The organism is Mycobacterium colombiense (assembly GCF_003284935.1).
GTDB classification, from domain to species: Bacteria; Actinomycetota; Actinomycetes; order Mycobacteriales; family Mycobacteriaceae; genus Mycobacterium; species Mycobacterium arosiense_A.
On sequence record NZ_QMEV01000066.1, the window covers coordinates 1 to 24,393 of the forward strand.

The 24,393-nt window shown below is 65.5% G+C and carries 28 protein-coding genes and 1 pseudogene; 10 read left to right on the forward strand and 19 right to left on the reverse strand.

Translation table 11 applies throughout. The features are described 5' to 3' along the window. From DQP57_RS27020 to DQP57_RS21700, 9 genes are all read right to left on the reverse strand, one after another. Window positions 1–185 (reverse strand): hypothetical protein (locus DQP57_RS27020; protein ID WP_205869199.1); only part of this gene is annotated, 185 nt, incomplete at its 3' end. A 170-nt stretch (window positions 186–355) separates the two neighbouring features. Further along, window positions 356–511: a hypothetical protein gene (locus DQP57_RS26920; protein WP_165821867.1), complete on the reverse strand. Its 156-nt coding sequence runs from the start codon at window positions 509–511 to the stop codon at window positions 356–358. Window positions 512–823: 312 nt separating this feature from the next. Continuing rightward, the gene (locus DQP57_RS21665) at window positions 824–1,675 is read right to left on the reverse strand and encodes a hypothetical protein (protein ID WP_133259285.1); all 852 of its coding nucleotides are present in this window, start codon (window positions 1,673–1,675) and stop codon (window positions 824–826) included. Between the two features lie 40 nt (window positions 1,676–1,715). Beyond that, the gene (locus tag DQP57_RS27315; RefSeq protein ID WP_231119570.1) at window positions 1,716–2,384 is read right to left on the reverse strand and encodes a hypothetical protein; all 669 of its coding nucleotides are present in this window, start codon (window positions 2,382–2,384) and stop codon (window positions 1,716–1,718) included. A gap of 454 nt (window positions 2,385–2,838) precedes the next feature. Further along, window positions 2,839–4,152 carry an AAA family ATPase gene (locus DQP57_RS21675; RefSeq protein ID WP_064893209.1) on the reverse strand — a complete coding sequence of 438 codons (1,314 nt, stop codon included), beginning with the start codon at window positions 4,150–4,152 and terminating at the stop codon, window positions 2,839–2,841. A gap of 1 nt (window position 4,153) precedes the next feature. Next, window positions 4,154–5,371, reverse strand: coding sequence for a hypothetical protein (locus DQP57_RS21680; protein WP_064893207.1), 1,218 nt, complete (start codon window positions 5,369–5,371; stop codon window positions 4,154–4,156). Window positions 5,372–5,564: 193 nt separating this feature from the next. Further along, the gene (locus DQP57_RS21690) at window positions 5,565–6,842 is read right to left on the reverse strand and encodes a vWA domain-containing protein (protein ID WP_064893205.1); all 1,278 of its coding nucleotides are present in this window, start codon (window positions 6,840–6,842) and stop codon (window positions 5,565–5,567) included. After that, window positions 6,839–7,945 (reverse strand): AAA family ATPase, encoded by a 1,107-nt coding sequence (locus DQP57_RS21695; RefSeq protein ID WP_064893203.1) that lies wholly within the window; start codon window positions 7,943–7,945, stop codon window positions 6,839–6,841. Before DQP57_RS21695 ends, DQP57_RS21690 begins: the two co-directional genes overlap by 4 nt. A gap of 405 nt (window positions 7,946–8,350) precedes the next feature. Further along, window positions 8,351–9,199, reverse strand: coding sequence for a hypothetical protein (locus DQP57_RS21700; RefSeq protein WP_064893201.1), 849 nt, complete (start codon window positions 9,197–9,199; stop codon window positions 8,351–8,353). A 164-nt stretch (window positions 9,200–9,363) separates the two neighbouring features. Between DQP57_RS21700 and DQP57_RS27320 the strand changes: the two genes are divergently transcribed. Continuing rightward, complete coding sequence (locus DQP57_RS27320) at window positions 9,364–9,549, forward strand: hypothetical protein (protein ID WP_064893232.1); 186 nt, start codon at window positions 9,364–9,366, stop codon at window positions 9,547–9,549. Window positions 9,550–9,635: 86 nt separating this feature from the next. Here the strand turns inward: DQP57_RS27320 and DQP57_RS21710 are convergent, their stop codons facing one another. The 3 genes from DQP57_RS21710 to DQP57_RS21720 are packed head-to-tail and all read right to left on the reverse strand — an operon-like array spanning window position 9,636 to window position 11,778. Continuing rightward, on the reverse strand, window positions 9,636–10,475 hold the full coding sequence (locus DQP57_RS21710) for a phosphoadenosine phosphosulfate reductase family protein (RefSeq protein WP_064893199.1): 840 nt from the start codon (window positions 10,473–10,475) through the stop codon (window positions 9,636–9,638). Further along, on the reverse strand, window positions 10,472–10,891 hold the full coding sequence (locus tag DQP57_RS21715) for a hypothetical protein (RefSeq protein WP_064893197.1): 420 nt from the start codon (window positions 10,889–10,891) through the stop codon (window positions 10,472–10,474). Before DQP57_RS21715 ends, DQP57_RS21710 begins: the two co-directional genes overlap by 4 nt. Beyond that, the gene (locus DQP57_RS21720; protein ID WP_064893195.1) at window positions 10,891–11,778 is read right to left on the reverse strand and encodes a hypothetical protein; all 888 of its coding nucleotides are present in this window, start codon (window positions 11,776–11,778) and stop codon (window positions 10,891–10,893) included. Before DQP57_RS21720 ends, DQP57_RS21715 begins: the two co-directional genes overlap by 1 nt. A gap of 223 nt (window positions 11,779–12,001) precedes the next feature. On the opposite strand from DQP57_RS21720, the gene DQP57_RS21725 reads away from it, so the two are divergent. The 4 genes from DQP57_RS21725 to DQP57_RS21740 are packed head-to-tail and all read left to right on the forward strand — an operon-like array spanning window position 12,002 to window position 14,762. Beyond that, window positions 12,002–12,649, forward strand: coding sequence for a hypothetical protein (locus DQP57_RS21725; protein ID WP_036473599.1), 648 nt, complete (start codon window positions 12,002–12,004; stop codon window positions 12,647–12,649). A 55-nt stretch (window positions 12,650–12,704) separates the two neighbouring features. Then, window positions 12,705–13,172: a hypothetical protein gene (locus tag DQP57_RS21730; RefSeq protein WP_036473597.1), complete on the forward strand. Its 468-nt coding sequence runs from the start codon at window positions 12,705–12,707 to the stop codon at window positions 13,170–13,172. After that, window positions 13,169–14,035: an RAMP superfamily CRISPR-associated protein gene (locus tag DQP57_RS21735; RefSeq protein WP_064893193.1), complete on the forward strand. Its 867-nt coding sequence runs from the start codon at window positions 13,169–13,171 to the stop codon at window positions 14,033–14,035. Before DQP57_RS21730 ends, DQP57_RS21735 begins: the two co-directional genes overlap by 4 nt. Before the next feature lie 7 nt (window positions 14,036–14,042). Beyond that, window positions 14,043–14,762: a hypothetical protein gene (locus DQP57_RS21740; protein WP_064893191.1), complete on the forward strand. Its 720-nt coding sequence runs from the start codon at window positions 14,043–14,045 to the stop codon at window positions 14,760–14,762. Window positions 14,763–14,772: 10 nt separating this feature from the next. Here the strand turns inward: DQP57_RS21740 and DQP57_RS21745 are convergent, their stop codons facing one another. The 4 genes from DQP57_RS21745 to DQP57_RS21760 form a co-directional block, all read right to left on the reverse strand. Then, window positions 14,773–15,873, reverse strand: coding sequence for a hypothetical protein (locus DQP57_RS21745; RefSeq protein WP_133259286.1), 1,101 nt, complete (start codon window positions 15,871–15,873; stop codon window positions 14,773–14,775). Between the two features lie 263 nt (window positions 15,874–16,136). Further along, window positions 16,137–16,385 (reverse strand): hypothetical protein, encoded by a 249-nt coding sequence (locus tag DQP57_RS21750; RefSeq protein WP_196771085.1) that lies wholly within the window; start codon window positions 16,383–16,385, stop codon window positions 16,137–16,139. Window positions 16,386–16,637: 252 nt separating this feature from the next. Further along, a complete protein-coding gene (locus tag DQP57_RS21755) occupies window positions 16,638–17,636 on the reverse strand; it encodes a hypothetical protein (RefSeq protein WP_064893187.1) in 999 nt (332 codons plus the stop codon). Between the two features lie 114 nt (window positions 17,637–17,750). Then, entirely contained in the window at window positions 17,751–18,227 is a 477-nt protein-coding gene (locus tag DQP57_RS21760; protein ID WP_165821868.1) for a hypothetical protein, read from the reverse strand. A gap of 222 nt (window positions 18,228–18,449) precedes the next feature. Between DQP57_RS21760 and DQP57_RS21765 the strand changes: the two genes are divergently transcribed. The 5 genes and pseudogenes from DQP57_RS21765 to DQP57_RS27480 all read left to right on the forward strand — a co-directional run. After that, window positions 18,450–18,731, forward strand: coding sequence for a hypothetical protein (locus DQP57_RS21765; protein WP_231119569.1), 282 nt, complete (start codon window positions 18,450–18,452; stop codon window positions 18,729–18,731). Then, a complete protein-coding gene (locus DQP57_RS21770; protein ID WP_133259288.1) occupies window positions 18,728–19,711 on the forward strand; it encodes a hypothetical protein in 984 nt (327 codons plus the stop codon). Before DQP57_RS21765 ends, DQP57_RS21770 begins: the two co-directional genes overlap by 4 nt. Window positions 19,712–19,760: 49 nt before the next feature. Then, the gene (locus DQP57_RS21775; RefSeq protein WP_064893181.1) at window positions 19,761–20,240 is read left to right on the forward strand and encodes a hypothetical protein; all 480 of its coding nucleotides are present in this window, start codon (window positions 19,761–19,763) and stop codon (window positions 20,238–20,240) included. Window positions 20,241–20,322: 82 nt separating this feature from the next. Continuing rightward, window positions 20,323–21,618, forward strand: a complete 1,296-nt coding sequence (locus DQP57_RS21780; protein WP_064893179.1) for a hypothetical protein — start codon at window positions 20,323–20,325, stop codon at window positions 21,616–21,618. A gap of 72 nt (window positions 21,619–21,690) precedes the next feature. Beyond that, a pseudogene (locus tag DQP57_RS27480) lies at window positions 21,691–21,820 on the forward strand (YiaA/YiaB family inner membrane protein); the annotation flags it as partial. 73 nt (window positions 21,821–21,893) lie between these two features. Here DQP57_RS27480 and DQP57_RS26925 read toward each other — a convergent pair. Genes DQP57_RS26925 through DQP57_RS21790 form a run of 3 tightly spaced genes read right to left on the reverse strand, consistent with a single transcriptional unit; the run spans window position 21,894 to window position 24,024 of the window. After that, window positions 21,894–22,508 (reverse strand): hypothetical protein, encoded by a 615-nt coding sequence (locus DQP57_RS26925; RefSeq protein ID WP_064893177.1) that lies wholly within the window; start codon window positions 22,506–22,508, stop codon window positions 21,894–21,896. 12 nt (window positions 22,509–22,520) lie between these two features. Beyond that, on the reverse strand, window positions 22,521–23,201 hold the full coding sequence (locus DQP57_RS21785) for a hypothetical protein (protein ID WP_133259289.1): 681 nt from the start codon (window positions 23,199–23,201) through the stop codon (window positions 22,521–22,523). Window positions 23,202–23,241: 40 nt separating this feature from the next. Continuing rightward, window positions 23,242–24,024 (reverse strand): sensor domain-containing protein, encoded by a 783-nt coding sequence (locus tag DQP57_RS21790; RefSeq protein ID WP_064893174.1) that lies wholly within the window; start codon window positions 24,022–24,024, stop codon window positions 23,242–23,244. Between the last annotated feature and the right edge of the window lie 369 nt (window positions 24,025–24,393).

The window sequence follows — 24,393 nt, forward strand, 5'->3', positions numbered from 1 at the left end:
GTGCGCCAACCGCTTACGCGGTTGTCTTGGATCGCATTGTCGCGGTTAGTGTTTCGGTATCCGCACCGCTGACGCGGTGCCGCGGTGGTGACGTTGTGCCCTATTGTGCTGTTCAGCATTGCGCTGCAACCGCTTTCGCGGTTGGCGCCACCGTTTACGCGGATTACCTTGCTGTTCAACGTCATACCGCCATACTACACGTTCTTTCCGAATCACGCTGCTTTCCAACACTTTCCGCGCGACCTATTTTCGGTGCTGCGCGCCGGACGGGAAGGGGGATATGACGGTGCCCCGCAGGCGGGGGCCTGCGGGACACCGGGTTTAGGGCGGCACGCTGACGCGCGCCACGGGGGGGTTAGCGGCGCCCATACACCTTGCGCAGGGAGGCCACCGCACGCCGGTCCTGGCGGCGCTGGCGGCGCACCGCGCGCTGGTGATCGCCCTTATCGGTCGGCAGCCGCCACGACCCCGTCCAGGCCGTCACCCCGGCCGTCTTGGACACCTCAGCCATGGTCATCACTCCCCTCTTCGAGAACCCCAGGCCCGCCCCACTGGCGTGCCCAACACCACAGACCCTACCGGCGACCACCGACACCGCTGGACACCCCAACAGCCTCCCGCAGCGCCATCACCCGCCGCTGCCGGCTCCGCAAATCCATCCACACCAGCGAGCTGTACGCCTCCACGATCGACGCCAACACCAACCCATCACGACGACCCAACCCCGCCGGCGAACAACGCAACCGATACACCAACTCCCGCAGATCAGTTGGGTCCGGCCAACACATGTCCGCAACCGTCACGAAGCCGCACGGCTGACCGTTCACCGTTGCCCTCCCCCTTGGGTGGCCACGCCATCATCGAAGCGCAGCGAGCACGCTGGCCCGTGCCGCGGGCTCACCCCGCCACCGGCGGCAGGCGCAGACCCCCATGGGAGCTGTCGTGCTGTCGCGGCGAAGTCGTCACGCTCGGCGATCTCCCCGTTGATCATCGCCAGCGCTTGGTCGATAACCTCGGCCAGGGCCAGCCCCGCCTCCGCTGCTTGCGGCGCTAACACGCGGTGAGGGCGGGCGACATACACCGACACAGCGAGCCACCGCTGTCCGATATTGGCCATTTCGACGTGCAGGTTGAAAACGACATCGATCCCGTCGAGCACTCCCTGGCCGTCGTAAGCCGGATCTATGTCCAAGCTCAGCCACCGCACGTCAGCACCCGCTACTAGCCCTTGCACCTGTAGCCAGCTCGCCCCGGACGGGTCGCTTTGGAAGACCTGCAGCATCAGCTCGTGCAACGTGTACTCCGCTTCGCACTCGCCGGCCAACCGTGCCAACATGTCGGCGATTTCGGCGCGGTTCGCCTCGCGGTCCCACCACTGCTGATACAGGCTAGGGTCGCGTGATACCACCAGCGGAGCGACCAATGCCTCCGCGCGTGGTGATTCAGCGACGTCTACGCCCTGGCTTTCCCCGCGGGGCGGCCCCAGCCATTCCTCGAGCACCTCGACGAGAGCTGCCGCCCGGTCATGGATCGTCTCGCGCACATCGAAGTTGTGCTCATCGTGGGAGCGATAGGCAGATTCGCTGTAATCGCTCAGATCGCAGCTAGCAGAGCAACTTTGGTCGCACTCATGCATGACGTGAATGTCGTCGAACGAGGCCCGCAGCGCCGCCACAGCGGCGACCACAGCTGCCGGTGGGGTCGGTGCACTCATCTCAGCCCCACTCATTGCTCAGCCCCACAAGCTCGGGACGCTCAGGGGCTTCCAGCACGGTCACGGTGTACAGAGCATCCAGGTCTCGGCCAATGCCATGGCCGTCGCCCGTGTACTCCCGCAGCTGGTCCCACAGATGCTCGAGGTCTTCGAAGGGCTCCACTTGAACCTTCTCGACCTGTTCGGACTCGTGACCATCGCTGTAGGTGTTCTCCACCTTGATCTTCAAATGCACTGCCACACTGGGCTCCTCGCCCACACGTGAAGCGTCCGTACCGGCGAACACAGCCGACGACAACTCGGCCAAATCCTCCAGTCTGGCTAGCTGGTCCTCGTCGAGCGCAGCGGCACGCTCGCCCACCAAACGGGCGATCACTGCCGTGCCGAACACCGGTTGCCATCGCCCGTAGCGGATCGCAATCATGGTTGCCACGACGTTGAGTACGCCAGCCAACGCCTCGCTGTCGTCCAGGTCCACCCCAACGATCGCCTCATCGTCGACCCCGGTATCGAGCCGATCATCTAGCGAAATCACGTCATACAATGCGCATCCGATTTGCTCGCGAAACAGCGCCCCCGCACCTTCGCGCTCATCCACGATGAACGGCACCCGCGTCACCGTCCGATCAAGGCCCACCTTCAGCACCACCGGTGCATCGCCAGCAGTCACAACACTCCCCTTTCCCGGGAAACATGGCCCTGCCCCAACGGCTTGGCCAACACGACGAACGTTACCGCGCCCCACCGACACCGAAACGAGCACGAGCACGAGCACGAGCACGAGCACCGACGACAGCAGCCATCGAGCACACAGCCGCCCAACGACGCAGCAGCGGCGGCGGCTCAGGAGATGCAGCGAAGATTGACCAGAATCGCCGAGGTACTTTGACAGATACCCGGCGTGTCGCGTACCGGTGTCAAACTAGCTGCCCGCCGCAATCGCCACTCTCCCGGAGCAATTACGGCTCGGCATGCCTGCGCGACCTGTTGTTAAACAACACTGGCCACCTTGTCAATCTTCACTGCATCTCGACGACGACGACACCCGTTCCGCCTCAACAGATATCGAACCCCCGCCCGACCCCGTGCCGGGTGGGGGTTCGAGGGTTTTGCCAGCCACCGGGTCAGATGGCGGCCAGCACTGCCCGCGCGTGAGCGGCTTGCGGATCGTCGGCGGCGGCGTCCAACACTGGCGCGGTGGCCGGGTCGGTGAGGATGGTCAGGTGCGCCCGGTGACGGCTCAGGGTCACGCACATGCGTCCCGCGTCAAGGGCGAACGATTCCGCGTTGCGATACCCCGCCATCGGGTGCAAGGCCACAACGGCGGGCCTTTCTAGGCCTTGCAGCGCATTGACGGTGCCGACCAGTACATCGGGCATGTCGGCCAAGAGTGCCCGCACCGCACCGGCTTGGGCGACGTGCGGCACGACCACTGCAATGTCGCGGGCGGTCAACGCCTCGCACACACCGCCGCGCCGGTAGTCATGCCAGGTCAGTTCACGCACCCGCTCAGCCAAGGCGGTCAGCAGCGCCCGGTCGGTCGGCCCATTCAGCGCTTCCGTTGGACGACTGACGATTTCGGGCAGCACCGTACCGTCCGGTGCGATCACGGTCTCATCAGGACGACGCGACGTGAACGGCATCTGCGGGTAGAAATGCTGGGACAACAGTGCGCAGGTCTGCGGTCCAAGTCGCCAGGAGTTCGTCAGTTCGTGCATGGTGATGGCATCGCCGTGTGCGGCCAGCAGCGCAGCCGGGGCGGGTTGGTGTGGCCCGGTGGCTTGGCCTTCCCACTTCTCGGTCGAGCCGGTCACCACGGGTGCCACCTGGCCGGGATCGCCAACGCAAATCACTTGCCGTGCGAGGCTTCCCAGCGCGCCGAGGTCGGCATAGGTGCATTGCCAGGCCTCGTCAACCAAGAGTACATCGGCTCCGGCCAGGTTGGGATCGACGTAGAGCCAGCGAGCGGCGGTGCCGATCAGAATTTCCCCGCCTGTCGAGTGTTCCCATCGCACACTGCGGCCCGCGACCGTGCGAATGCCGTCCACCATCACCGGCTTCTTACCAGCCCCCGACACGATCAGGGAAGCGCGGTCGCTGACGGCGGCGATGCGCCGAGCCAGCTCGGCGGCTTGCTCGCGGGTCTGTGCAGCCACCGCCACACGCAGCGCCACGCGGTGAGCCAGTGCACCGGCCAGCAGCGCCACCAGGCGGCTCTTGCCCGCGCCGGGGCAAGCCGGAACGCAGACCGCAGCATCGCCGCCCCACGCGGCCAGCAGCACCCGCGCCAGCATCGGCGTGTCCAGCAGGTCGCGTCCCGGCCAGTCCTCGGTGATCGGCGCAGCGGTGGGCAGCGCCGGGGTCACCGCCGGTGCCCCAGCAGGCGCGTTAGCGGTCGCGGGGGCACCGGCGGTGAATCGCTTAGGCAGCGTACGCATCTCAGTTCTCCGGTGCTTGTATGTCGTCGGCGGCAGCGATCATCACCGCCAGAGGAACGGGGCGGCGGCTTGCGGTCGGGGTGGCCCCCTGTGACAGCCAGGAGAACCGCCGCTTATACAGCCGCGCCACCGCCGTGCGCCGCGACCGAATCGTGGACACCGAGGGCGGCGCAGGGATCACCGTCACCGGCTCACCCGCAGCGGGCCGGTACCCCGTCTTGCGGAGTCCACCGATGGTCACCGTCAACGCCCCGTCCTCACCCACGGCGGTGGCGAAAACCTCACCACTGAAACGGTTCTCCGCATCCGGCATCGCCGTCATCGGCTCCCCAGCCCAACCGGTGACGGCGGCCCCCGCCTTCAACCGCGTATCCAGCCGCCCCGCGCGCACGGTGACGCGGTTGGCGTGCTGGCCCGCCCCAACGACAGTCTCGCCGTGGCAGACGAACCCGGTGTGTACACCCCGCCCCCGCCACAACGGATCGGCCAGCAACGCCGCCTCATACAGATCGGCGGCATCGCAGCGGCTCGCCAACCGCGCCGCCGCCAGGTGCAGCGTTTCGGGCCGGTCCCAACTGCGCTGTTCGCGCACCGCCTCCTGCATGACCTCCAACTGCCAGTCGTCGTCCTCACGCAGCGCGTCCAGCCCCGGAAGCAGCAGACCTCCGGTCACCGCGCGATGCCAGGCGTGCAACCCGCTCACGCCGTTGGGCACCGACAGCGCCGCCCGCCACGCGCCAGCGTGATCGGCACCGGGAGACATACCGAGCATGAACCGCGCGCGGCTGGTGCTCAGCACGTCGGTCACCGCCGAGGTACCGGGATGCGCGGCCCGCTCCACCCACCAACCGGCCAGCGCCGATCCCGCCGCAACGTCGATGCCGGCGCACCGCGCCGGGTCGGCGTAGCTGCGTGCCAAACCCGCCAGCGCTCGCAACGTGGCAGGCGTATCGACCAAGGCAGTCGCCCCGCCGCAGAAGTCACCGGCCACGCACCCGGCGGCGCGGGCGAGCGCGGCCAGCCCATCGGCTCCGGTGCCGCTGTACGAGTGCCCATCCGGCCCCACGGCCTGCACATGCACCACCGGCCCAGTGCGCCGCGCCGCGACGGCCACCTTCACGTCGCGCGCCGGGGCAGGGTTATGCAGCAACCGGGGCACCGGTCCACCGGCATCGCGTGCAGCCACCCGCAGCGCGAGGTCAAACAGCGCGGCGCTCACGCCGCACCGTCCCGGCACTCACCGGCATCAGCCAGACCGCGCGCGGCGGCGGCAAACCCGTCCGCCAGCGCCGCCGTCGCCAGGTCGTCACGGGGACGCTGGGCAGCCTCGCTCACGGTGGCTACGGTCCACCCGGTGCCAGCCAGCACCGCGTTGGCCCACTGCGCGAAGTCGGCTGGCCCGGCCCGCCCGCTCACGCCGCCACCGCCGCTACGGGCGTGACGCGCACCGTCTTGGCCCATGCAGGCGTGGTATCGGCGGCGTGCGCGCCGATCAGGGCCACGATCAACGGCACCGGCAGCCGACGTTCGGGCCAGGGTGTGCCGCCATCGGTGAACGCCACGACCACGTTGCCCGCTGGCCGCGCAGACAACGCAGCATCGATACCGACCCGCAGATCGGTGCCCCCGCCCCCGGTCAACGTCACGTCGCTGATCGACCGCACCGCGCGCGGCACGGTGGCCGCTGCATCGCAGCAGACCACCCGCACCTTGGAACCGGTGCGCCGCAGCACCGCCCGTGTTTCCGACAGAGCGGCAGCCAGATCGTCCTCACCCATGGACATGGACGTGTCGATGATCAGATCGACGGTGATCTTCGGTGCTCGCAGCGTCGGCAAGAGCACGCCCTTGGGTGCGCGCCGGTTCGGTCGCCGCCAGGAGTGGTGCACCTGGCCCGCCTGATCCTCGACGGCGCGGCGCACCGCAGCGCGCAGCACCTTGGGCCACGGCACCACAGCCGGGGCGAGTTGGGCAGCCGCCCACCGAGCGAGGCCCGCAGGCATGGTGCCGCGACCGGCCCCGCTGCGCGCCATCTCTTGCTGCACTGCGCGGGCGACAGCGACCTTCACCAGATCGGCGGCAGCGGTGGACAACCCCTTGCCGCTGCCCAAGTCGGCGGCGGCGGGCAGTTCGCCGGGTACGGGCGCATCTCCGGCACCAGAGCCGCACCCGTAACCATCGTCATCCCCGTCACCGGCTCCCTCACCAGTCGTGACGTTGCCGCTGCGGGGTGTACCGGGCGGCACCAAATGCCGGTAGTAGACCTCGGCGGCGTGCCCGTCCTCGCAACCGATCCCGCTGGGAGTTACCACACCGGCTGGCAATCCCACACCGGCCGCGATCAGGTCGTCGTTGATTTCCGCGTCGGCGGCGACATTCCACATGGTTCGATCCACCGGGGAATCCACCGTGTCAGCGCGGCCACCGTGTTCGCGCAGCACGTGCCCGACCTCATGCAGCAGCACCGCACCGGCCAGCGGGATGCTCCACCCGTCCTCGGTGCCCAGCATCATCGGGTCCAGGTAGAGACGCCAGTGCCGGTCCACGGCAAAAGTGCCCAGACCGGGCGCGGCCACCGGCGACAACGCGAACAGTGCCCGCGCGAAGTACGGCATCGCCTCCACCGCGGCCATCCGCGCCAGCCGCAGCCGCCGCCACTCGTCGGCGGAGAGCGCCCTAACCCCGGTCACGCCGCGCTCCCCACGTCAAGGCCCGCCGCGATCATCACGTCCTTGAACTTGCGCGCCGCCGCTGGCGGCTTCGCACCGGCAGGCATCGCCACACTCAGGGCGCGCGCCGCTGCCCCGGCCACGTCGGGAGCGCCATGGGTTGCCGCCTCGACCAGCGGCCCCCATGCGGTCATCCACGCATCCTTGGTCCCCTTGCCCGACGCCCACGCCACCACACCCGACAGCACCGCCCACACCTGATCGGGGCGGGCCGCCCCCCAGGCGACGATGCTCGGGTCTGCGATCACGTCCGCGACAGCGGGCAAGTCCATGCTGGCCCGCCACTCCATGAACTCACTGCCCGCGCCGTCACCGACCAGTCCCAGCGCGACCGCGCTGATAGCGGCGGTGTCGTCGCGGCGCAGATGCGCCAGCACCCGCGCCATCGCCTCCCAGGACCGCCGCGACGGCCACGCCCGCCCAGCAGCCTCGTCGGTGTCGGGGTACTGGTGCAGCAGCGCGGGTCGTGCCTCTACGAACGCGCACACGGCCCCAATCTCGTCGGCGCGGCGCAGTTCGTCGGCGGCTATGCCGCGCGAGGCGGGCAGCGCAGCGAACGAGGACCGCATACCGGTCAGCCATTCCTCGGCAGTCGGCTCAAAGTCAATGTGCAGGAAACGATTCGCCATCGGCGGCGTCAAATCGACACCACCGGCGCTGCGGTCCGGAGGGTTCCCAGCTGCGACAATTCGCACTGTATCGGGGAGCTTGGTTCGTCCCACCATGCGCTCCAACGCCACCGTCAACATCGCGGCCTGCACAGAAGCACTGCACGTGCTGATTTCGTCGAGCAGCAGGTAGCCGCCCCTGGCATCGATGAGCGTCTGCGCCCAATCCGGCAGCGCGAGCGTCTGCACCGCCCCATCGGTGACTACCGGCCATCCGGCAATATCGACTGGCTCACGCTGCGATCCGATCACCGTCTCCACTGGCACGCCATCGGCAGCGGCCAACGCCCGGACCACCGAACTCTTGCCCATGCCTGGATCACTCCACAGCAGCACCGGCACATGAGCGCGGGCCGCAGCGTCGATCACCGTGACGGTGGTGTCCAAATCGGTCATAGCCGAATCCCCTCCTAGGGAGCATTGGACTGGCCCTGCTGGCCTGTCCTCACATCACAGAACACTACCGGCACCCACCGACACGTTGCCGAGAGCTCTCGAACGGAACGACGAAGAAGAACAAACTAAGGAGATGCAGCGAAGATTGACCAGAATCGCCGAGGTACTTTGACAGATACCCGGCGTGTCGCGTACCGGTGTCAAACTAGCTGCCCGCCGAAATCGCCACTCTCCCGGAGCAATTACGGCTCGGCATGCCTGCGCGACCTGTTGTTAAACAACACTGGCCACCTTGTCAATCTTCACTGCATCTCGACAACAAACAACACCCCCACCCGTTGCAGCACAGCGCTATAGCGTCCACCACCCCACCACTGTGCCGGGTGGGGTGGTGGGTCGCTGGGATCACTGAGCGTCGACGACGGCGATGCGGGCCGAGCCACCGGCCGCCTCAAGTTCGTGAGCGCGGCGCGCGGCGGCCACCCGATGCACCCGGCGCGGATAGACCCTGCCGTCGCGCTTAGTCCGAGCCTGCGGGTAGGTCCTCTCAAACGCATCTTGGTCGTCAAACATCAGCACCACACTGACGCCATCGACCTCAGCCACCTCGAGCTGCTCGGCGCTGGCAGCGATGAAGTCGTCAACGGCCTGCAGTTCAGCCACCAGCCCTGCCGGCGGCGCCGCGGTGCTGCGCTCGAACTTGGCGTAACGCTTCGCATCCACACCGAGTAACCGAGCGGTCTCCTCCTTGAGCAGGCCCGCCGCCAGCCGGCGCACGGTGAGGTCACCGCGCTGCTCACCGCGGTACACCTCAACGACGCGGCCGTGCCGGCTCAACTGCCCGGCGGCGCGCCCCACGGCCACATGCTGCAGCGACAGCGGGTAGGCCGCCAGATCCCGCAGAGTGCGCGCGTCGGGATGGGCGTCTTCAAATTCGGCCTGGTCGACCACAGCCCTCAGCACCACGGTGCCTTCAGCGGGCGCCGCGGCGATAATGCGCGCGGCCTCGCCGGTGACAAACTCCTCCATCGCGATCAGCTCGTCGACGAGCTCCGGACCGACCTCCAAGGCACCAGTCTCCCGCGAACGGTATTTGCGCAGATCGACACGCAGCACCGGCACGAGGTCCTCGACGCGCAGACTCAACGCGTTGCGACGAGCGATCAAGTCTGACCACAGGTACGGCGGCTCGTCGATGTCGTCCTCCCGGATGCAGACAGCGGCGGGCGACACACCCGCCAAATCCACTTTCATGATTCCTTCTCCCCTCCGGAGATCTCGGGCCGGCCCCTTGCTGGCCTGCCCTTCCACGCCGATGCTACCAACGCCATGCGACGCCGGCGGTTATCCACCTCGCGCCTACTACAGACTGGATGATGACTGGCATGCTCAACCCAGGCACGCCAACGGAGAGGAGGATGCGGGTGAAGAGGAACCGCCTGAACAGCTCAGTCTTCTTCGCAGTAATGGCTGCGCTATTTCTGGCACTCTTCGTGGTAAACACCATCCATGGCACGTGGCTGGGCTTGATCAGTACCGGAGGCCTGGCCGTGTTGATGGGGTACCGGGCATGGTCGGACAAGCGCCGCACGAACCAGCAATAGACCCACAACGCAACACCGACCGGTGCTCAACCCAGTAGACTTCCCCGCGCGGCGACGACGCCAATAGCGCAGTCCTACAGCGGCTTTCACGTCCATTCAGTCAGCCGCGGTAGGGCACGAATGAGCCGGTCATACAGATCTGGCCAGCCTTTTTGCAGCCAGGCGATGTGTCCGTTGGACAGCTTAGAGGCGTCGATGATCGAGTCGACGCGGATTTGCTGTTCGGGGACTCCGAGTTCGGCGAGCTTGCGGTAGAGCGGGTTGGGCTCGATGTCGCGGCCGGCCAGGTACTCGAAGACATGCGAGCGTTGCCAGTCCCAGATCGGGCCATAGGTAATGGTGCCGTCCGCTCGGCGCACCACTCCGCCGAATTGCGCGCGTACATCTGACTGCGAACTGTGCTGTCGAGCCCGCGTTTCGGCGCCCAGACCGCGCCGGTACAGCATCCGTCGGCCGGGGGACTCCTCAGCGCGCACTCCCCACAGCGATCCGCGGCCGTAGCGGCGGTGCGCCTCGGCCGCCGGCCCGGTGATCATGATGTCGGCGAGCTGTCCGCGCAACCGACGATCGACTGCGTGATGGTCGAAACCACCGCCGGCGATCAGCACCGTCAGCAAATCTGGGTCAGCGGTGATCACGTGGTAGTTCAGCTGCCATTCCTGCGCCAGGTCCTCCAGATAACGCAGCGTCTCGGGGAACTGCAGCCCGCTGTCGAAGAACACCACTGGGATGTGCGGGTCGACCTGCCGAGCGAGGTCGACTACGACGGTGGAATCCTTACCGCCACTCCAAGATACGAACCCGTCGTGCTCGTCGAGGTGTTCGGCGATGCGCTCGAGCAGATGCTGGTGGCCCTGGGCCCCGCGCCGTCGGGCGGCGATGCCGCGTAACGTGTGCAGGTCTAGTCCGGCCAGCGTCGTGGTCATCGTGCGTCGCTGACGGTGACGGTGCACCTCGGGAACAGCCGAGCGAGGTATTCGCGGACGTAGTCGATGCCCTCTGGGCCCTCGAGGATCGATTCCACGCTGGTGGTGTCGTCCCACCACCACCACTGTCCGTTGCGCTTGAATCCAAACGGCGGCAGCACGTTTGAGTCGATGTGGGTGCGGGCGAAGGTGCGGGCCGCGCCGACGACGAACCACCAGTCGTTGCCGCCGAAGGTGATGGTGCCATCAGCGTCGGCGACGTCGGATAGTCTGCGCGGCAGCCTTACTCGGGCCAGGCACGGTTCGATGGCCGGCTTCCGCGGGCGGGTGAGCGAGCGGTAGTGACCATTCTGGCCGGGCTCGTCGGATCCAATGTCGGATCGGTTGGGGTGCACGATCCATTCGGTGGGGGTCATCACCGCTCCCTCAGTTGTAACACGACGCGTTCGTTGAAGCCTCCGGATCGGGTTGCATAGGCGACGTGTTCGGCGGACGCTACGTCGAACTGCATTCCTCTCGGGAGGATGTGGGTGGTGTCTTCCACGCTGTCGGAGCGACCCAAATACATCCCACGGCTCGTCACAACCTCGAACACCACATGTCGGGAGCTGTCGTGACCCGGTGTCTCATGCAGGTTGTGTCGAGTGAGGGTGAACTGGTCGAACGCGATGCTCGCACCGGGCCGCAGGTTAGCCGGCAGGTCGGAGGGCTTGGTGATGTCGCCATAGTTGTCGGGCAGCTTCACCGCAACGTAGACGCGGTGGGTGCGGTCGTTGAGGCGTTCATAGGACTGGATGGCCCGGTCGAGGCGCTGCACCTTCGCCCGATCAGTGTCCGCCAGTTGTTGGACGTCACCCGCCGAGCGGTGCAGCTTCTCGTTGATGCGCCGCCACTCGGTGGGGTCTTCGCTGGTCAGCATGCTCGCGATCGCGGCGTGCTGTGATGCCGGCGCCGCGGCCATCACCTGGTTTTTGACCGCCGAGCGGAGTTTGCGCTGGCGACCGCTCAGCCTTTCCCGGAACTCCTCGCGGGCCGGCAGTTCGCCGCGCAGGCGCCCGGACTCGATATGGCTCCTATCTCGAGGCGTGGCGCGATCACGGTCGCGAGCCGCCCGGGTCAGTGAGGTGTCCGCGTCGCGCAGTTCGTCGGTGATCTGGTTGGCCAGGCGCTGGAAGCCACGCTCTGTCATCGCATCCTCGGCCACCTCGCGGGCGGCCTTCACGTCGCGCGCGGAGATCGGGCCACCTTCGACATCGACGACGACGGGTTGTTCCCGGTTCGGTCTGGCGGTCTTGGCACCCACGCGGTCTCAAACTTCCCTAGCTCGACGATCAAGGGCAGTGTATGGGCCAACCTGGACACCAAGCGGGATTGCTGCGCGCGCCAGACCGAAAAGAGGGAGGCGGCCCCGGATGGACTGATAATCAGCCTTCCGGAGCCGCCTCAGGTGAAACCCTCACCCGACCCCTGTGTGCGTTTCGTGTCGCTCACGATACCAACCGATCCGGCCGTATCGTGGCGCCAGCATGCTTTCCGATCCCGCCGCCGCGGCATGGGTTGCTGCCGGTCGACCCGCCGTGGACGCGCCGTCGCCGGTAGATGGCCGCTGCGGGCGCTGCGGCGAAGAGGGGCCGACCGTGCTGAGCTCGCGCATCATTTCTGAGAAGTTCACCGGTTTCGACGCCTGGCCATTCGGATCCCGCCGGCTCTGTGTGCCATGCGCCTGGGCCTACAGCACCCCTCCCACCACACAACTGGCTTTACTGGTCACTGCGACGACCGTGACGGAGTACTCCACCGGTGCCGCATTGGCTGACGCGCTCGCTGGCGGCGCCTTGCCGACCTCTCAAGCCGCGATCCTTCCGACCGCTCGACGTCGCCACATCCTGCCGACCGCCCAATGGGGACATCTCGCCACCGATGGTCTCGTCGTGCCCTGGGATGCCGCCGCGGCGACCCGGCTGACCGACCTGATCTGGCTGCGCACCACCGTGGGCGCAACCTGGACCCAGCTGAGCCATCCGGCGCCTCCCTCGCGGTTACTGCGCGCTCAGCCGTCCAGCCATTGGGGGCGCATCCTGGCTGCCTGGACGGCACTGCAGATATGGCGCACCGTCCCGCCACTGTGGGCAGCAGCTCGCGCCCTCACCACCATGCCGACGCCTCAGCCCTAACCCGCGCGCCGAGCGATCACCACCCGGTGACTGCCGGGCCATTTACGCTTCACCCATGACGGCAGCTCCCACTCCCACCCAGGCGTGGCGTGCCCTGGTCCCCGAACTGCCCCCCTTCGACGAACCCGCCCCGGACGCCGAAACGAAAGAAGCCGCCCGGCCCAGTCCCGCCGACACCGCTGAACGGCTGCTGCTGCTACTGCACTACAGCATCGACTGGGAGAGAAGCTGGCTCGCCGACCCGCGATACCGCAAAACCTACTGGGACGAGCTGCTGCCCGGTCGAGTTCGCCGTGCCGCCTACCGCGCCGACACCCTGGATCGCTGGTGGTCTGATGTGTCCATACAGCTCGAGGTCTGCGCGCCCCGGCAGCGGGATCGACGCCTCGAGCTAGCCATGCTGCTACGCCAACCGTCGCTACCCGTCATCGCCGTGCTACGTGACAGTCTGCCAGCACTGCTGCTGCGGGTGCGCATCATCGCCGAAGCTGTTGCCGAACAACGGAAAGCGGCCCGCGGGTGAGCTTGATCAGCGTTCACTTCGACATCGACGTCTTGGCCCGATCCTCGATCGTGCACCGCGAGGACTACAGCGCCATCGGCACCGACAATTTCGCCTTGTTCCGCCGAGAAAAAATCATCACCCCTACCGGTGAAGTGATACTTGTCCCGATCGTGTCGGGCAGCGGCTTCCGCGGCATCTTGCGCCGCATCGGAGAGTCACTGACCGCCGCCGTGCTCAACTACGAAGACACCGCCCTGCCCATCCCGGCAGCACACCTACTCACCAACGGCGGCCGGCTGGCCAAATCCGCGCGGCCCCTTACTGACGAGCAAGAACGCCGCCTCAAGGCTCTACTGCCCCAGATCGCGGTATTCGGCGGGGCCGCGTCGGGCCGCATCATGTCGGGGCTACTGGACGTCGGCAAGGTGCTGCCCGAGATCGCCGAACTCTCCCACATCCTGCCCCGCCCACCGCGATCCAAAGCCTTGTCTGCCGTGCTTGGCGTCGCAGAAGAATCGTTTAGCCACCTGTCCGATCACCGCACCACCACCGCCTGGCCTCCCAGCACGGACTCGGATGAAAACAGCAGTCCGCTCGGACGATTCGGGGTGGAGACGCTGCCGGCCGGAACCCGACTTCAGACCTGGGTTCGACTCACCAACGCCACCCCCATCCAAGCAGCATTTCTGCTTTCCGTCCTGGACGAATTCGCCACCCGAGGACACCTCGGCGGCCGCATCGCCGCCGGCCACGGACAGGTCACCGCCACCGTCACCGCGACCACGCTTCGCGGAAATCTGCCCGGCGACAACATCGACTGGGCAGCGGACCTAACCGCTCACCGCGACGAGGCGATCACCACGCTATCGCAACTGAGTTGACACACACATGATTGCTCTGCAGATCACCGCCACCACACCACACGGTGTCGTGCTGTCCCGCCCCTGGGGCGTGGCCTTGGATGGATTGCTCGCCTCAGTACTGTGGCACCGCCGTAAGTGGGCCGCCCGCACAGCGGGCGAAGAGTTCACCTATCAGCACACCAAAGACCCTGAGACACTGGACCTTCCACTCGCCAAATGCGGCAATCCCACCTCTGACGCCGACTGGCACTGGATGGCCACCTTCGCCGACCTCCACCCCCATCACGTCACCGACCCCGACATGCGCTGGCGCACCTCACGCACGAATCGGGGCCGGCTTCAGCAGCTGACCCCCGTCATTGGAAGCCAAGCAGTTTCCGACGCCCAGGGCCGCTATCAAAAGCGCATCGTCCCTGTCATGGCGCATCCCGCCGCGACCTTGACCTGGCGCGCCGTCGGCGACGCCGACCTCATCCGTGAGCTGCTCACCGACCTGTTTTCGATCGGCAAGCACCGCGGGGTCGGAGAAGGCCTCGTCACACGATGGGAAGTCACCGAAACCCCCGATATCTCACGCTGGGCCGCCGGCCACGAACACGAGCCCGGCGTACTCGGCCGCACAACGCCGGTGCGCTGCTTCACCCACACCCCCGGTGTCCAGACAGGACAGCTGGGTACCGCCGCCGTCCGGCCCCCGTACCTGCACCCTGTGAGCCGCGCCAACGCCTACCAACCAGCTCGCTAGCAGGCTCGCATCACGGCCACGAATGCACATTCTGCGCTTCTACGGTCTGAGACCAATAACACGTTAGCGGCCCGCTTGAACCCGGCGCCGTGGGCAGTGGAAAGCCTTGCTCGACAAGGGCTAACGCCGCACGAAACGCCGCCTGCCACTCGCGATATTTCAGATCTATCCCTTCGTGCACAGCGTCATTTCGCCTGGCCACTAGATCAGTTTTGAAACCCTGCGGAGGGCCCTGCCCCAATTCCCTCAGCAGTACTGCCTTCCCTCCAAGTCCCTGATGGCTTCGGTCGCGGAGGAGCCTTGCTCGCTCCCCCGACTCGGTTCCCACTAGCAGATCGTCAACCAGCTTGGTCGCAGCCAGCTCTGCTGCAGTGGCTGCATCGATGACCGAGCGGCGGTACTGATCGGCGTTTTGCAGGGCGCGCGCGTCCCGCAACAGAGTCCATGCCAGTGGCGGCTCAATGTGTGCGAGCGCCAAGCAATCCTGCAGAATCGTTGCGGTCACACCGAGGACTCGCTCAGGGCCCTGAACAACGGTGCTGCCGGCCCTCAACGGCTTCCTTTCCCCGCTTTCGTCGACCGTCCATATCGACGTCCGCGTATTCGGGTTTAACCAATCGCTGGCCTCGTGGCCGACTTGTGCGAGGCGTTGGTTAGTTGCAATCTCGAGCCAGGTCCTGACATTCTCCCACCAGGTATCAATCGTGTTGAGAATCTCCAACGCTAGAAGGTCCTGCCCCCACTCCGACCGTATGGCGGGCTCCACGACCTCCGGCCCAGCCTGAATGCTGAAGGCAAGACGTTTGATGACAACACCTTTGAAGCCCAGCGTATGGTCCTTGTAGTGGATTCCCCATTCTTCATCGGGCGTGGGTAGCGCTGCCGCCCAATCGCGCGGAGGCGCCAGATAATCCGCAAGCCCGCTCTCAGCGTCGGGCGTCCGTGGCAGACGTACAGTCGCGGCGAAGACGCCGTCCTCTGTAACGAACGACGTCGAGTAGCTTGACCTGGCGGCAAGCAAGTCCACTTCGGCTAGAAAAGGCCGGTCCAGGTCGTACCACCATTCCAGATGCACGCCGTGCTCCGATGCGGTCATTTCTTCGTCAGACACTCGACCACGGTACCTACGAAGCCATGCGCGCACTGAGCGTCGAGTTCGTCTTCGTACTGATGATTGGACCCACGGCGAGCGCTTCACGTGGAGATGTACGCGCCCGCGTTGGCAGCCGCGTACAAGACCCGATGGCTTTGGCGGGCAATCGTGACGTCGATTGTTCGCGAATTCTGGTGCCGCTCCGGTTGCCGCCGGTTTGACTCTGTTGGTCAATCTTGACAGCAGGCTCGTCAGCACCGCCACGAGCGGATTCTGTTCCCTCACCAGCCCATGTCGCGCGACACTTCTGCTTGGGCCGCCGCGACCTCGTCAGCAGTCGCCGCGGTCACATCCGCATCGGCCGCCCATTCGAACCGGGTCAAAAGATCAGCCAGTGCCTGCTTTTGCGCCGGATGCGTGATCGGCACCGTGTTCAGATCGGTATGGGCCAACCAGTCGAACAAGACGATCGCGTCGGCACGCCACAAACGCACGCTGACGGTAGGCAGGTCTTCCTCCATGTCGGTCAATCGTGCCATCCTCACGTCAGGGCAGTGCCTGGCCGATGGCGATCAGAAGGCCATAATCCGTAGCACCCATCACCTTGCCATGATGGCAGGCAGAGAGTAACTCAGCCGAGTTTGGGCTGATCAGGGGCTCCCTCGTTGAGAGAGTTCTCCTCCAGCACTTCCAGAAGTCTCAAGCGGTGCAGTGATAGCCGCTGTGAGAATCGGGTTAGGACCGGGGCCGGCCATCACGATGAATTTGTGCGGGAGCCGGGGTCAGGAACGGTGGCAGGTTGAGATGAGGGCTTGCTGTTCGTCGAGCAGCTCGCTGATCGTGCTCAGATATGCGGATTGGTCGCTGTGGATGGCATCGCTTGGGCGCCCGGCTATTTCGTCGTTGTTGATAGCTTGTCGCCGCGCCACTGCCTGCACGGATAGGTCGGCGATCCGGTGAAGGCGGCGAGCAATATCGGGGGTGGATGCTTGTCGTGCGTAGGTTTGCAGCTGGTTGGACCAATCTCGGTAGCTGGCCAGATCCACGTCGGTCGCTGTCAGCCGCGCTGTGAGCACGCTATTGGTTTTGAAGTTGAAGTTGGCGACCGAGTCGACGGTCCGGCAGTCCGGGTTGGGGCGATCCGATAGGTATGCGATTGTCACAGTGGCGATTCCAGCCACGATAAACAGCGGGATCGACATCCTTAGTCGCCGCGGCGGCGCAGCACAGTCGACGTACACCGCCGCGTCGTCAGCTTCTGCGCTTGCGCGCAACGACTCCACGTGCGTGGTCAGCTGATCCTTGCGGTACCCGAGCCATGCGTAGTAGGCCGCGAAGTACAGCGCGAACCCGACAAAGAACACTCCGCGCCGAATATCGTTGGCTAGGAAGGACAAAACTCCGGCGAGGATGAGGAAGGCCGGCGTCAGCCATATCAATGCCTTCGACCCGCGCAGGGCCCTACGCGTGTGCGCCAGCCGCAAAGTGCCCACCTTGACGGCAGCCACCAGCACGCGCGGTTCAGAAGGGATCTCTCCGCGGCGCAAGGCCCTGTTGATTTGGGTCCGCTGCTGACGGCTAAGTCCAGTGAGGGCTGCAGAATAAGCCCGGCGGAAAGGGCGCTGGACGAAAACCAGGCACGCGGATATCAGTAGAGCGAACCCCGCCACGGTGAGCGGTCCCCACAACCATCCGGTGACGGCGAAAAAGTTCGGGTACAGCAACGCCGCGACTGCGCCAAGCGTGATCGCGCCGAACGCGGCGTTCGCCAGCCAGCTCACCCACCAGGGCGCAACAACGATTCGAGCCCACACAGGTTCTAAGTGTCCCAGAAGGGAGGCGGCCCTTGGGAAGAACCAGGCCGATCCAGCATTTGCAACTTGCGCGACATGACATCACATCGGCCCGTTTACACTTGCACACTGGACGATCATCTGTGCGAGCTGTGGGTCAATCCCGTTGCCTTCGAGACGCGAGATCTCCGCCATCGAGGAACTCCCGTTGTTGCGAATGTTCCGGGAGACTTCTTGTCCGATCGTGTTGTAGACAAGCTGCTTTGCCTGAGGTGGTTCCGGGTTCAAGTGCTGTCTACTCAACAGGATGCAGTTCATGTAGCTATTCATGTCCGCCGCCGCAGGGCTCGCGAGGACTCCCGACACGAGCCCACAGAACATCATCACGAGAGGAAGTATTTTCTTCATCTGTTCACCTCCTTTCGCGGTCCGTTCTCGAGACCATTTCAACTGACATCCGAACTCTCGACCACACTTTTCCTGAATATCGTGGTGAACATCGTTGGTTGCACCGCTACCGCCGTCGGTTTTCCATTCCGACGCAGCGCCGCTCACCGTAAGCTTTGGCCATGTCTTCACGTCGTTATGCCGGCGCGGTGATTGTCAGCGTTGCCGCCGCCGGCGTTGCCGCGACGGGATGTACCAAGAGCGCCAGACCTGCTGCAGGGACCAGCAGCGGTATGGGGCGTTACCACCTCATCGGGCCTTGAGGGCACCACTACATCACAGATTGCGACGACGTCGGCGCCGCCGCCGGCAGCTCCTGTGGCGCCGAGCGGAGCTCCGGTCGGCGCCGCGGTAATGAAGGTCAGTGGCGGCAGCGCTCCGGTGACGATCCGCTACCGGATCAACGGAGGCCCAGAACAGACCGAGGCAAATGTGGCGCTGCCGTGGGAAAGGCAGTATCCGGTCTACAACGAACTTGAGTCGAAGGTAAGTGCTGACGGCGGCGACACCGCCCTCACCTGCACGATCACCATGGACAGCGACAAGGTCGTGGCCTTCAAGAGTGAACCGCGCCCCACATGTAGCTTCTCCTACTGGGGCCTGAGCTTGCCCCGCGGAAGGTGCTTGGCTTCGTGATCAGTGCAGTGTCGCGGCGTGTCACGCGCCGGCTCCCGGCGCAGGTGAAACGGGTATGCGTGGCGGCCATGGCATGGCTGGCCTTGGTCGTGGCTGCGTGCACGCCTCCTGATCGCAGCGCCGAGGTGCACCACCTTGAGGCCGAGATCGCCAAAATGCCGGGCGTTGATGACGTTAATCCACTATATACCAACGATTTTGAGAACGGCGCCCAGTTGAGCCTGGTAGTCGCGATGCCGAAGGCAAGCGAGGAACAGATCGCGGCGGTGGCCTCACGTATCACCCGCATCAAAGGCGGGGATTTCAACGGCTACCGCCAGTCCACCACCTTCGTCGTTGGCGACCGACTCGAAGTAGCGCGCGGAGCAGAGCTCAACCCCGCCCAGATCGCCGGTGACACACATCGCTTGCGGGAACTAAGGACGCGTGTGCCGCAGGCGTCGATCCTGTGGTCACGTGACGGTTCCACCGTGCGCCTTGAAGTATCGGATATCGACCACACCAGCGACGTCTTGAGCGCAGTGTTGGCTACTGTGCAGCCCGACCCGATGACCGTCTATATCCGTTCGGCCGAGCCGACCAAATTCCCCACCTGGGAAGTCGGTATTCCAATCACCGCCGAGCAGCGCGCAAACATCGACGCCCTGATATCGCGGCTGGCACTGCCGATATATTACGTGCGCGTCGACGACGGCAGAATCACTGCGCTCTCGGTTTACATCACAGACCCTGCTACGGCCTACCGCGACCTCAAATCAGTCATTTCCACCATCGCGCCCACCAAAAAGCACCCGCTGCAACTGCAATGGCACCTCATGGTAGAGCCCGATAACTTCCACCAGTTCACCGGAGATCTTCAAGTGCCTGACTGCCGCGACAACAGTGGATCGCCGAAGCCCCAAGACCCTCAGGGCAATCAGACGGCTGCGGCGGCTGAATTGCAGCGACAACTAGCCAGCGACTTTAACGACTGTAGATAGGCACCATTGTGTCGCCTCATGAGGTTGGTTCACACGCCGGAGGGTTGTTGTGACCGATCCTGACGTCGACGGGCCACACCCCGCGGCCCCCGGGCGCACCATAGGAGCGGTTTTCTGGCACGTCGCGGGCCGCCTCGCGGTCGGCGCCTTGGGCCTGATGTTCATCGCCCTATTGTTCGGGGCAGGCTTAGTCGCCTACCAAGATCTGGCTGGGCCGCACTGCGACGGACACCGGATGGGCCCGGCCGACACCTGCTCGGTGCTGACCTCCCGCGGGTACCGGTCGGTAAGAACGATCGAGAAGTTGAACCCGGCAGGCACCGATCCAGCAGTGGTGACGGCGCCGGTGAACTGGCATGCAACACAGGAAAATATCCACCAGGGCGTGTACTCGCCGGCGGGCATGCGGGATTTTCACCGCACGACCGGCTACGCCATGTTGGGGGGCGCGTTACTGATCGCACTGGCATTGGGCTCGTGGGCCTACAAGGCCGCCAAAGCTAGGTCAGCGGCACCACGACAGCTTTGACGGCGCTATCACGACGAGCGGGGCCTTGGGCTGAGGTCGGCCGCTGCGACAATAACGAGTAGGCGTACGTCATGCTTGAGTCATGCCGAAGAAATCGCTAGGGGCACAGGCCCAGCCAGGAGCCGGCTCCGGTGAGCGCGTCCTCAAAACGTGGCAAGCCGCCGGGCTGAGCATGGCGGTGATTGTATCTGCGGCGCAGTACGGACTGGGAGCGCTGCTCGGGGCGGCGGTCGTGGTCCCGGTGATCTACGCCTTGGCGCGGCTGCGCCGCTATGCTCCCCATGCGCGCAGCACCGCCGAATTGGTGGGTGCCACCCTGGGCCCGATGGCAGAGACCGCAGCCGGCATCGTCCAGCTGCTCGCCTATGTGGTGCTGGCAGCGAAGTTCGCCACCGCCCTCGGATCGCTGCTGCTGCTGCAGTTTTCATCCGGCGAAGACCCGGCCGAGATTTTTTCGTGGCTACCGGTCGCCGCGGCGGGGGCGGCGATCGTCGTTGGTGCCATTGTCTGTTGGGCGTCGACTCGGGTCATCGCGTCGCTGGTGGCGCCGCTGGTGATCGCGGGGTTGCTCATCTCCGTCTACCTTGCGGTGGCAGTCACTGCGCGCGTCGCGGCGGGCAGTGACCCCGTTGTCATCGGGACGGCCGCAACGCCGGGCCCGCTGTCTGGCCAGTTAGTCGGCTTCGGTCTGGGGATGGTGGGCGTTGAACTCATCACGGTCCGGGCCGCGAGCATAGCCAGGCCGGGGCGATCGATGTCGCTGGCGGTCGCGGTGGTGGCCGTGGCTGCCGTGGTGTTGTGGGTGGGTGATCACCGGGGTGTGGCGGGCCCGTGGCGCTGGAGTGCCAAACTCCTGGGCGAAGCGGTGCCGGAGTTCTATGCCGAAGCGGGTCGGACGTGGATGACTATCACCGGCGTCGTTGTGGGGGTGGCCGCTGCGTTGGCCTCAGGGTGGGCGGTGGTGCGCGTCGCCGCGGACCTGGCGGTAACGCGCCAGGCGAGGCCGAACACCATCGCGCGAGTGGTGGTGATGGCGCTTGTCGCGGTGACGGCTGCCGTCTTGTCGGCCCACGGCGCGCGCTGGATCGCCACAGTCATCCTCGGCGCGGCCTTCCTGCTGTTGATGGCGCTGTATGTCTTCGTCACCGAAGCCAATTCACGCGTGCCCGGCGATAGCGTAGTGGCGTGGTGGGTGCGGCTGGTGATGCCCGTGGTGGCCGTGGTGGCCGTGGTCAAACCGGTCGCCGACGCCCAATTCGCGTCGCTGCAGTTGGCGACGGTGGTCGCCGCGGCGCTGGGGGTGTGCGCCGCTGCAGCGGCCGCAGCGGCGCTACTGTACCCGGCCCGAGGTCGCACGCCGACGACGAAATCTGAGTAGTGTTACGACTCCCGACCAACGGTGCAGTGCCGCAGTCTTATTGGCATGACCGTTTCCTAACGGCACACGTCAAAGACGACCGCGGCCTCCTTCGTTCAGGCCGCCGTCGCGTTCGTGAATCAGCTTCGCGGCCGCGCTCGGCGGAATCTATTTCCTGCCGCTTGACCCGTGGCCGCGATTGTTCATCGGTGTCACGTTCCTCCATTCTGGTGTCGAAACAATTTGGGCCAGCACCGACTTGGGCGAAGGCTAACCAGCACGCTCGACGCCGTGGGTCAATTGATCGTTGTGTCGGCGGGGGTCGATGTGAAGCTCTTGGTGGTGGTGCTGGTTCCGTCGCTTCGGTTGCTGGTGACGGTGCAGCGGGTGCTGGTCGCGTCGACTGCGCAGGTGCCGGACCAGACGCTGCTGGTGTAGGTCAGGCTGCTGCCTGCGGGCAGCGGGATGAATCCGGCGGCACCGGTGGGTTCGCGGGTGACGCCGTCGGGTCCTACGCGCTGGGTGCTGAGGAACTCTTCGCGCGTGGTCTTCGAAAAGCCACTTGGGGCCGTGGTCGTGATCCGCACGAGGTTGTTGCCTTCGGCGGAGCCGTGTAGCTCGCCGAGGCATTCGATGTAGGCGAACATGCCGCGGGAGATGACTACGATTCGGCACAGTTGGCCGCTGGGCGAGGTGAACTGTGCGCCGCCGCCGCCGTAGGTGTTGAAGGTCTGGAAGGGTTTCGGGTCGACGGCGTGGTAGCCGGTGTAGTTGGGTGGGTCTGCGGCAGCGGGAGGGGCTGTTAGGCCGGTAAGCGCGGTGGCCACGCCGGCGCAGAGTATGGCGCCCCGCAAGCCGATCAGGGTGCTGTTGTTGTTGCGCGGTTCGCGCTCGGTGATCTGTTTAGCCACAACATCGTCCAATCAGTAGGTCTGGCTGCCTTGGGGCAGGATCCGGAAGCCGTGCGTGCCGGCGTGATCGAGGTTCTGGATTTCGCAGGTGATCGAGTGGTCGGTGACGACGGCGCATATTGATGTGTTGAGGTCGTCGTCGCCGGGGTGTCCTCCGGGGACGACGATCTTCTGCCCAGGATTGAGTAGGTGGTAGCTGGCGGGGTCGACGGTCCTTTTCTCGGTCGGGCCGGCGTGGTAGGTCTCTTGCTCGTTGAGGTCGGTGTGGCTGAATAGGGAGAAGACTTCGGTGTGCCCTGGGGGCGCGGGACCGCGGGTGATCGGCGTCGAGGTGTCTTTGTCGTAGGGCCATTGGGAGACTTGTGCGTAGTTCACCCCGGGCGCCACGCCGGGAAGTGGGCCCCAGCAGTCGATTGCGGCGGCGTACTGGAACGAGTGTGGGCCGTCATAGATTCGGCAGCGGATTCCGGCGCGGGTGGCGAACTGAATTCCGTTCCAGCCGTAGGTCGAATAGGTGTGGTAGTCGTCGGTGTTGACTGACCGGTAGTCGTTGAAATTAATCGGCGGGGTTGGCGGCGGGGCGGCGCAACATGCCGGCTTTTGGTGGCATGCCACGCTCGCGGCGCCGATGAGTATTGCTGAGACGGGGACGGCAAGCGCGCGCACTGCCGGCACCTCCCTTTTCTGTGTCATGTGCCCATCAAGTCGACGATGGACTGGCGAGCTCGCTGGGTCAGGCCTGGGAGATGGCGCCGGTGGTCTTGGCGACGATGTCGCTGGCTTGGCTGGTGGTGTCGAAGCCGCACCACAGGGTGTCGATGATGACGTTGTTGGCCAGCCCCAGGGCGCGTTGGCAGGTGAAACCTTCACCGCTGGCTTGGGTTTGGGTGTTGGTCAGGGTGGTGTCGGTGGCACGCAGCTCGCCGAAGTTCCATGTCACCGGGGCGTGGCTGTGCAGGACGACGGTGAGCGAGTGGTTTGCGCAGCCCGACCAGCGTGTTTTGGCTTGGCTGAAGAATTGTTGGGCTGAGTCGGCGTCGCGGAAGCTGATGAGGGCCTGGACCAGTGCATGGCGGGCGCTCCCCGGTGTGGTTGCGTCGTCGAGGATTTGGCCTTGCATGGCGGTCCAGTTGGTGCCTTGGTAGGCGTTGGCTTCGGCTGGGAAGTAGGTGTCGAGGCAAGCCGGGTTGGAGAGGGTGTCCTCGTCGTGCCACATGTGCGTGATCGGTGTGCGCACGGCCATGCCTGTGGTGTGCGCAGCGGTGTTGATGTCGTTTTCGCTGAGCAACAGGTCTGGCAGGTGTTGGGGCAGGATTGCCGGCGGTTGCCAGCGGCCGAGGTCTGCGGCGGCTGCGGGGCGGCCGGTGGTGGTGGCGGTGCAGCCGGTGAGCAGCAGGCATAGAGCGGTGGCGGCGAGGATTGCCCAGCGGCCGGTGGCGGTCAGCCGCGATGTACGGGTGCTGTGTTTTGGTGCGCTGTTTTTTGGCGTCTTCGCGGGTGGTCTTGAGGCGCTCATTCGGGCGGTCTCCTTGCTGGGCCTGGTGGATACGGATGCAGACGCTACCAACAAAACCACAGTGGTGCAATGTTTTGAACCATTGCGCTATGTTTTTTGCTGTGGTCTAATCCAAAGTATGCATGACAGCGCGGCAGCGTCCGAGGGCTTCACCCCTCTGCTTGGACAGACCCGGCCGCGACACAGCGACCCACTACGCGCCCCGCAACCTCACCTATCCCCGAAGGACAGCAGATGCCCCACCACGCGAACCCGCCGCTCAGCACCGCCCAGACCGCCCCGCCATCGGGCAATGCCGCGATGCGCAACGGCTACCAGCCTGCTGCGATGCCGCCCATGGGCCCCGGGCCCGGCGAGGAAGCCACCGCG

What these genes read in the sequence shown, in the direction of transcription:
- DQP57_RS26920 (WP_165821867.1), bottom strand. Translation starts at nt 511, where the DNA reads ATGGCTGAGGTGTCCAAGACGGCCGGGGTGACGGCCTGGACGGGGTCG.
- DQP57_RS21675 (WP_064893209.1), bottom strand. Translation starts at nt 4,152, where the DNA reads ATGCGTACGCTGCCTAAGCGATTCACCGCCGGTGCCCCCGCGACCGCT.
- DQP57_RS21695 (WP_064893203.1), bottom strand. Translation starts at nt 7,945, where the DNA reads ATGACCGATTTGGACACCACCGTCACGGTGATCGACGCTGCGGCCCGC.
- DQP57_RS21700 (WP_064893201.1), bottom strand. Translation starts at nt 9,199, where the DNA reads ATGAAAGTGGATTTGGCGGGTGTGTCGCCCGCCGCTGTCTGCATCCGG.
- DQP57_RS27320 (WP_064893232.1), top strand. Translation starts at nt 9,364, where the DNA reads ATGCGGGTGAAGAGGAACCGCCTGAACAGCTCAGTCTTCTTCGCAGTA.
- DQP57_RS21710 (WP_064893199.1), bottom strand. Translation starts at nt 10,475, where the DNA reads ATGACCACGACGCTGGCCGGACTAGACCTGCACACGTTACGCGGCATC.
- DQP57_RS21715 (WP_064893197.1), bottom strand. Translation starts at nt 10,891, where the DNA reads ATGACCCCCACCGAATGGATCGTGCACCCCAACCGATCCGACATTGGA.
- DQP57_RS21725 (WP_036473599.1), top strand. Translation starts at nt 12,002, where the DNA reads ATGCTTTCCGATCCCGCCGCCGCGGCATGGGTTGCTGCCGGTCGACCC.
- DQP57_RS21730 (WP_036473597.1), top strand. Translation starts at nt 12,705, where the DNA reads ATGACGGCAGCTCCCACTCCCACCCAGGCGTGGCGTGCCCTGGTCCCC.
- DQP57_RS21740 (WP_064893191.1), top strand. Translation starts at nt 14,043, where the DNA reads ATGATTGCTCTGCAGATCACCGCCACCACACCACACGGTGTCGTGCTG.
- DQP57_RS21765 (WP_231119569.1), top strand. Translation starts at nt 18,450, where the DNA reads ATGAAGGTCAGTGGCGGCAGCGCTCCGGTGACGATCCGCTACCGGATC.
- DQP57_RS21780 (WP_064893179.1), top strand. Translation starts at nt 20,323, where the DNA reads ATGCCGAAGAAATCGCTAGGGGCACAGGCCCAGCCAGGAGCCGGCTCC.
- DQP57_RS21785 (WP_133259289.1), bottom strand. Translation starts at nt 23,201, where the DNA reads ATGACACAGAAAAGGGAGGTGCCGGCAGTGCGCGCGCTTGCCGTCCCC.
- DQP57_RS21790 (WP_064893174.1), bottom strand. Translation starts at nt 24,024, where the DNA reads ATGAGCGCCTCAAGACCACCCGCGAAGACGCCAAAAAACAGCGCACCA.